Here is a 7,332-nt window from a genome sequence, read left to right as displayed (position 1 = left end):
CCCGCCACTTCGGGCGAAGTCCTCGACCGCCTCGACACCGCGCCCGTGGTCTGGGTCGAGGTGGAGGTGATTGTCCAGCACCGGCGTGTCGAACTCCTGCATGGTCGGGTGGTGGGTCGGCCGGGAAAAAAGCGAACCGTTCGGGACCGACCACGTGGTGGGGTGTGTGCTGCGGTCAGTCGCCGTGTTCGTCTGCCAGTTCCTCGAGCGTGACGGCGTGGGTCGCCGCGTTCTGGAGGGCGTCGGACCGGCCGTAACTGCCGGGTGCGATGGCGACGGTCCGGAGTCCGTACTCGTTTGCGGTCTCCAATGCGGGCTTGAAGTCGGTGTCCCGTGAGGCGATGGCGATGACTTCGGCGCGCCCCTCGACTGCGTATCGAGTCATGTCGACGGCGAGTTTCACGTCTACGTCGCCGCTGGTGACGATGACTTCGAATCCACGCGCTTCGGCCGCCTGAATCAATCCCGGCGTGGCGTGCTCGTCGAGGTAGAGTCGGGTCGCGCTCATCTGCCCACCGAGTGCCCGCGCCGCTTCGCGGATGTCGTCTAAGTCGACGTCGAACTCGTCGCGGAGGACGTTCGGTCCGTCGACGAAGAGGGCGACTCGGCCCGACGGGGCGGCGTCGGAAGCGAACAACCGCCGCAGGAGGTCCATACTTCACCTCACCTCGTTTGCTGTTTATATATTTCGAGGTTCGTCCTCCCCAGACGGGGGCGATGGTGAAATCGAGATTTCAGTCAAGCGAGTATCTATTACAGAACACTCCCCAGACTCGGGTGCCCATGAACGGCACTCCAGACGGGGGGAGACAGTCCGTCTACGGTTCGCCGCACCAGCGGTGGTACCGCCGGGGGAGTCGGTGCGATGGAGTCGGTTCGGGAAGTCGTCGATTCGGGCATCGCAGGAATCTCGCCGGCATCTCGGGCCGTGGGCGGCCCACTGGACAACGGCGAGTCGTACGTCTCGGGCGCGGACGACTCGCAACACGAAGACAGCGCGTCGAATCACACCACGGTCGAAACTGTCCCAGAGGCACCCGACCGAGTGTGGATGGACGCCGGACTCGGCCATCTCGTCGCCTCACACGACGGACGCCGAGCACACAGCAACCCAAGTCGCAGGTATCGTCGCACGTCTCGATGCGGTCGATACCGACGAACTGCGCTCTCGCTTCGATTCTCACGGGTCGGTAGGCCGCGATGCGCTGATAGCACCTGGTCTCGTATCTATACCCATGACTGGGGGAGATGGGTCTATCACGGTGGGTATCCTCGGATTTCACGACAGTAGAGAGACGAAAGCGCTCAGCAACGCTGTCGAAGCACTCGGGCACGAAGCGTATTGGCTTCACGAAGATGCCATCGGTATCGACGTGTCGTCCGACGGCGTCCGACTCGAACCGGACGTAGACGTCGTCGTCAATCGACTCTTACTCTCGAAGTCGACGACGCCGCTCGAAGACCTCTCTATCGCCAGTTGCTACGCTGCCGTCCGACCGGTCCTCAACGACCCGCGGAACGTCCTCTTCGCCGTCCACAAGCACGCGACAGCGGCCACGCTCGCCGCCGCGGGCGTACCAATCCCACATACGTACCTCGCGACGGGGGACGCGAAGTTGAACGAGGAACGACACACGTTCGGAACTCCGGTCGTCTACAAGACGGCTATCGGAACGAACGGCGGTGGGACGTGGCTCGTCGACCACGACCGACACCTGTCGGCGTCAGTCGACGACCGCCGGGCGTTCATCCAGGAGTACCTCAGCGAGGCCGACGACCACCGTGACCTCAGAGTCTACGTCGTCGACGACGAAATCGTCGGGGCGATGTACCGCTATGCCCCGGCGGGCGACTGGCGCACGAACGTCGCACTCGGTGGTGACGTCGAAGACGCGACCGACGAACTCTCTCAGCAGGCGGCGGGGGCGGCACTCCGTGCGACGCGCGCCCTCGGCCTCGACTACGCAGGTGTGGACCTCATCGAGGCACCCGGCGGGTGGGTCGTTCTCGAAGTCAACCCGACTGCGGGCTTCCGCGGACTCTTCCGCGCGACTGGCCGGTCTCCTGCGGCGGCTATCGCTCGCCTCGCTATCGAACGGGCGGGCGGAAGCGTCAGCGAGGCAGACGTGGAACGACTCACCCACGAACTCGACGGGACACCGCCCGAAGACGCACCCTCGTCCGTCCGGGACGACCGCGTACCGGTCGTGGGCTACACGGAACGCGTGACGGTCACGGGACTCAGCGGGTCGAAGGTCGTCCTCGCGCACATCGACACCGCCGCCGATACGACGCGAATCGACCCCGAGTTGGCGAGAGAGGTCGGCACCGAACCACCGTCTGTCCTCTCCGACGACGCCACCCCGCGGGTCGATGTCGTCGTCGAATTGGCCGGTGACCGACGGACGGTGACGGCCATCGTCGACGAGGACACCGAAACGGACACGCCGCTTCGAATCGGCCGCGACGTGTTGCGTGATTACTACGTCGACGTTCGTCGTCGCGTCAGCACCGAATCGGGGACCTAAGTAGCCCTTGTTATATCAGGCCAGTTTGTTAACTCACTAGGAGGCCTCGTTTCATCTGCGCTCGGCCCACGCAACATAGGGGCCGCCTAGCTCGTGGTCAGTGCCAGTTCTCAGGGCACCCTCATCCGTCTCACCGACGGCAGGACAGAACCACGACACGTCCCACACCGGCTGTGAACTGTCGGTGCGTGGCCCCTGGTTGCTCGTGGGTGACGAGCCGTTTTGCCGGCCACCGCCCGAAAGACCCGTGCCTACGGGTGTTCGACCATCCCGCATCCTGTTAGCGACGCTGAAAATCGTAGTTGAGTTTATAATGATTTATCAAACGCATCGCCGGATTTATGCTACATACACACATATTAGGCGACATGCCCGAGATGGTGTCCACAAACGGTGCGGAAATATACACAATCGTAAACGAAGTAAATGACCATGGGGCGGCGACCTTGCGGGGGGAAAACGGGTCGACGTACCACGTCACTTCCTACGACGACGAGGCGCTCCGCGACTACCTCGCGAGTCAGCGCCGCGGCGAGCAGGTCCGCATGGACATCGAACGCGCGGGCGTCCGCGCAAACGTCTGGCAAGTCTCGGCACTCTACCCGGGTGTGCAGGGCTAAGCCGGTACGCTGTGGTGGGATAAAAAGACGGAACGGGACGGTCGATTCACTCGTTGACTTCGAGCACTTTGCCGGCCGCGATGGTCTGTCCCATGTCGCGGATTGCGAAGCTCCCGAGTTCGGCGATTTCTGACGATGGCTCGATGCTGAGTGGTTTCTGTGGCCGAAGCGTGACGATAGCGGCATCACCGGCTTTGATGAAGTCGGGGTTCTCCTCGGCGACTTCACCCGACGCGGGGTCGAGTTTCTGGTCGAGCGATTCGAACGTACACGCGACCTGTGACGTGTGCGCGTGGATGACTGGCGTGTACCCAGCAGTGATGACCGAGGGGTGCTGCATGACGACGATTTGCGCCTTGAACGTCTTGGCGACGGACGGCGGGTCGTCGGCCGGGCCACAGACGTCGCCGCGGCGGATGTCGTTTTTCCCGACACCACGGACGTTGAAGCCGATGTTGTCACCCGGGCCAGCCTGACCGACTTCCTCGTGGTGCATCTCGATGGTCTTTACCTCGCCGGAGATATCCGACGGCTGGAAGCTCACGTTGTCTCCGACGTTCAGGACACCAGTCTCGACGCGTCCGACGGGAACAGTCCCGATACCCGAGATGGTGTACACGTCCTGAATCGGAATTCTGAGTGGTGCGTCCGTGGGCGGTGACGGTTCTGGGAGGTTGTTCAACGACTCGAGGACGGTCGGTCCATCGAACCACGACATGTTGTCCGAGTGTTCGGAGATGTTGTCCCCCTCGAACGCGGAGATGGGGATGAATCGTGCGTCGTCGGTGTCGAACCTGACCTGTTTCAGGAGTTGCTGGACCTCTTCTTTGACCTGGTTGTAACTGTCTTGGCTGTAGTCGACGACGTCCATCTTGTTGATGGCGATGATGAGCGTCTCGATACCGAGCGTCCGGGCCAAGAAGACGTGTTCGCGGGTCTGTGGGGCCACACCGTCGTCTGCGGCCACGACGAGAATCGCGTGGTCGGCCTGCGACGCGCCGGTAATCATGTTCTTCACGAAGTCGCGGTGGCCGGGCGTGTCCACGATGGTGAAGTAGTATTTGTCCGTGTCGAAGCGCTGGTGAGCGATGTCGATGGTGACCCCACGCTCACGCTCTTCGGCGAGGTTGTCCATGACGTAGGCAAACTCGAACCCCGACTTGCCCTTGGACTCCGCTTCCTCGCGGTGCTGTTCGATGATGTGTTCCGGTACGCTGCCTGTCTCGAACAGGAGTCGGCCGACGAGCGTGGACTTCCCGTGGTCGACGTGTCCGATGATGGCTAGGTTCTGGTGTGGTTTGTCTGCCATGGTATCAGGGCACTGTTGCCCAGTTTGGTAGAATATGACACCCAAGGGTATATCCGTTTTCCCGAGATAGAGTGTCTCAGCGCTATATGCCCAGGAATACGAGGTTTCCGGTCCTGTGACCCTCTGGAAAAGTAGACTGTTTGTGGGACGAATCCCGAGCCGTATCGTGTTTTTTAGTAGACAACTCCTGCCGACGATAGCAGGGACGGGTGTGTCAATTTGAGGACAAGAACTGGGTCGACGACCACGATGTGCCACGAAGTCGCCCACACAATAGTCGAGCGTCGAACCAGTGGTCGATGGCCACGGTGTCGAAGTCGCGGGCCTCAGCGTTGGTAGCGACGAAGTACGACGGTTCCGTGACTAGAGGGGCGAAAACAGCAGACGAACCGAAGATGGAGTCTGCGAGACAGCGAAGAAGACTCAGAGGTTGCGCATCGCGGCGGACATCTCGGCGAAGGTAGCAGTGCGGCGGACGGGCGTCGAGCGGACAGGCGTCTGTTCCTCAGAACTTACAACAATCATAGTAACTATTTCTACACCCAGCGTAATAAATCTACCCCCGAGCGATATCGACAAGGGCCGTCCGAACTCGAAACCGGACGATGTCCGGGTAGCGACCGGTCGTAACACTCACACGAACGTGCGGGAGAATCTTTATCTCCACACGTCCTGTCGTGACAATCGAATGGCAACAGACGACCGAACCAGTATCCGAAGCCGTGGGTCCGGTGCGACTCACGGCTGGGTTCCGCGATAGTTGTACCGACGCTGTTTCTGACCGATTACTGACGAGCATCTCACGACCCGACCAGCGACGCCGTCTGTCTGACACCCGAGGTGACGCCAATGCGTCGTAGCGAGGTGACGCTGTTCACCAGTCGGGAGAGCGAAGGGTGGGAAAACGACACCGTCCAACTCGCCGTCCGGGCGGGACTCGTCCGGCAGTTCGGGAGTGGGCTGTTCGGGTTCACCCCCTCCGGACAGCGAGTCCGGCGGAACGTCGTCCGCACCATCGAAGCCGAGATGGACGCCATCGGTGGGCAGGCAGTCAGCCTCCCCAGCCTCCAACACAAAGCCATCTGGAAGCAGAGCGGTCGCTGGGGGAACTTCGAAGACGAGATGTTCACGTTCGAGAACCGCGACGGCCAAGCGATGTGTCTCGCACCCTCGCACGAAGAGGGTATCGTCCACCTCGTCGACGGGTTCGTCCGGTCCTACGAGGACGTCCCCCGCCTCTTCTATCAAGTAGCGCGGAAACACCGCGACGACCACCCCCGGAACGGACTCCTCCGGACGAAAGAGTTCACGATGAAAGACGCGTACAGCCTCCACGCCACCGAGGAGTCGCTCGACGAGTGGTACGCCCGCGTACGCGACGCATACTGCCGCATCTTCGACACACTCGGCATCGACTTCGTCGTCGTCGACGCGGAAAACAGTGTGATGGGCGGGTCCGCGTCCGAAGAGTTCGTCGCGCCCGTCGAGACGGGAAGCAGCGAACTCGTCTTCTGTGAAACGGATAGGTGTCGTGTCGGTGTGACCGACGAGTCCGACGACACCTCCCTCGCTGCCGGAGATACGTGCCCCGTCTGTGGTGGGACGCTCACCGCTGGTGAGGGCATCGAGATTGGCCACGTCTTCAAACTGGGCACGCGATACTCCGACCCTGCTGGTCTCACAGTGGATACGGCCGACGGGTCGACGCGACCCGTCCAGATGGGAAGCTACGGCATCGGTGTCGACCGACTCGTCCACACACTCATCGAACAACACGCCGACGGCGACGGGTGTCAGTGGCCTGTGACGGCAACCGGGACTGTTGCCCCCTACGCTCTCGCAATCGTCCCCCTCGATTACGATGGAGAGATAGCGCAGGCCGCCGACCGACTCCACGATGCGTGCGGGCGCGAAGAGACACTCCTCTTCGACGACCCCGACCAGACTATCGGCGAACGCTTCGCCGAGAGCGACTTGCTGGGCATCCCCTGGAAGGCAGTCCTCGGAAACAACTTCCGAGAGACGGGGGACGTCGAACTCGAAACTCGCGACGGCGACACGCAGTTCGTCGAACTCGAACAGATTGCCGACGTGGTCAGTCGATAGCGCGCCTGTTCTCTCTTTCGCCCATTCGTTCGGCGAGTCTCTGTCGCGAGCGACCGCATCGGACGCACGTACGATTCTGTATCGCACTATCTAGTTTATCCGTGCGTCGCACCGTCTTCCACCCGAACTCCGGCAAGGTGGCAGATTTCGCCGTTCGGGTTGCGGGTTCGTGGTGTTTTCACCCGCTCACGAGTACCGTTCGATACACATGCGTGCTCACTCCGCGAGAGGAGATACCAAAGCATTACTTATCGCAGTTCGCAGTGCCGGGTATGGGCCTTCGAAAGCCGCCGTTGTACGACGCCCACGCAGACGCCGGGGCGCGTTTCACGGAGTTCGGCGGATGGGACATGCCTGTGGAGTACGACTCCATCAAGGCAGAACACGCGGCAGTCCGCGAGTCCGTCGGCATCTTCGACGTCTCACACATGAGTGAGATAGAGGTGTCCGGCCCGGACGCAACCGCGTTGATGCAACGCCTGACGACGAACGACGTGACGGCCCTCGACCCGGGTGACTCGCAGTACTCGGCAATCGTGAACGACGAGGGAATCATCATCGACGACACCGTCGTCTACCGATTACCCGACCGAGACGACCGGGTGTACCTCTTCATCCCGAACGCAGGGCACGACGAAGAGATGTACGACCGGTGGACCTCGTTCCGCGACGAGTGGGGCCTCGACGCCACCGTCGAAGACGTGACCGAAGACTGGGCCATGTTCGCAGTACAGGGGCCAGACGCACTCGAGACGGTCACCGACGCTGC

The 7,332-nt window shown here is 61.9% G+C and carries 5 protein-coding genes and 2 pseudogenes; 4 read left to right on the top strand and 3 right to left on the bottom strand.

Annotation, left to right across the window (positions count from 1 at the left end):
- A pseudogene (locus AUR66_RS21140) lies at window positions 1-102 on the bottom strand (TatD family hydrolase); the annotation flags it as partial.
- 73 nt (window positions 103-175) lie between these two features.
- Window positions 176-655: an NYN domain-containing protein gene (locus AUR66_RS07065; protein WP_058571768.1), complete on the bottom strand. Its 480-nt coding sequence runs from the start codon at window positions 653-655 to the stop codon at window positions 176-178.
- A 580-nt stretch (window positions 656-1,235) separates the two neighbouring features.
- Here AUR66_RS07065 and AUR66_RS07060 point away from each other — a divergent pair.
- Together AUR66_RS07060 and AUR66_RS07055 are read left to right on the top strand one after the other, a co-directional pair.
- On the top strand, window positions 1,236-2,528 hold the full coding sequence (locus AUR66_RS07060; RefSeq protein WP_058571767.1) for an ATP-grasp domain-containing protein: 1,293 nt from the start codon (window positions 1,236-1,238) through the stop codon (window positions 2,526-2,528).
- Between the two features lie 446 nt (window positions 2,529-2,974).
- Entirely contained in the window at window positions 2,975-3,148 is a 174-nt protein-coding gene (locus AUR66_RS07055) for a hypothetical protein (RefSeq protein ID WP_231727792.1), read from the top strand.
- A gap of 46 nt (window positions 3,149-3,194) precedes the next feature.
- Here AUR66_RS07055 and tuf read toward each other — a convergent pair whose 3' ends face one another.
- Window positions 3,195-4,457, bottom strand: a complete 1,263-nt coding sequence (tuf, locus tag AUR66_RS07050; protein ID WP_058571765.1) for a translation elongation factor EF-1 subunit alpha — start codon at window positions 4,455-4,457, stop codon at window positions 3,195-3,197.
- 849 nt (window positions 4,458-5,306) lie between these two features.
- Between tuf and AUR66_RS07045 the strand changes: the two genes are divergently transcribed.
- The gene (locus AUR66_RS07045; protein ID WP_058571764.1) at window positions 5,307-6,563 is read left to right on the top strand and encodes an aminoacyl--tRNA ligase-related protein; all 1,257 of its coding nucleotides are present in this window, start codon (window positions 5,307-5,309) and stop codon (window positions 6,561-6,563) included.
- A gap of 272 nt (window positions 6,564-6,835) precedes the next feature.
- Window positions 6,836-7,332 (top strand): annotated as a pseudogene (locus AUR66_RS07040) (glycine cleavage system aminomethyltransferase GcvT); the annotation flags it as partial.

It is taken from the genome of Haloferax profundi (genome assembly GCF_001469865.1).
GTDB lineage: Archaea > Halobacteriota > Halobacteria > Halobacteriales > Haloferacaceae > Haloferax > Haloferax profundi.
This window is presented reverse-complemented; position numbering and strand designations above follow the sequence as displayed.

Excerpts from the sequence above, each read along its gene's own strand:
- AUR66_RS07065 (WP_058571768.1), bottom strand. The coding sequence starts at position 655 with ATGGACCTCCTGCGGCGGTTGTTCGCTTCCGACGCCGCCCCGTCGGGC.
- AUR66_RS07060 (WP_058571767.1), top strand. The coding sequence starts at position 1,236 with ATGACTGGGGGAGATGGGTCTATCACGGTGGGTATCCTCGGATTTCAC.
- tuf (WP_058571765.1), bottom strand. The coding sequence starts at position 4,457 with ATGGCAGACAAACCACACCAGAACCTAGCCATCATCGGACACGTCGAC.
- AUR66_RS07045 (WP_058571764.1), top strand. The coding sequence starts at position 5,307 with ATGCGTCGTAGCGAGGTGACGCTGTTCACCAGTCGGGAGAGCGAAGGG.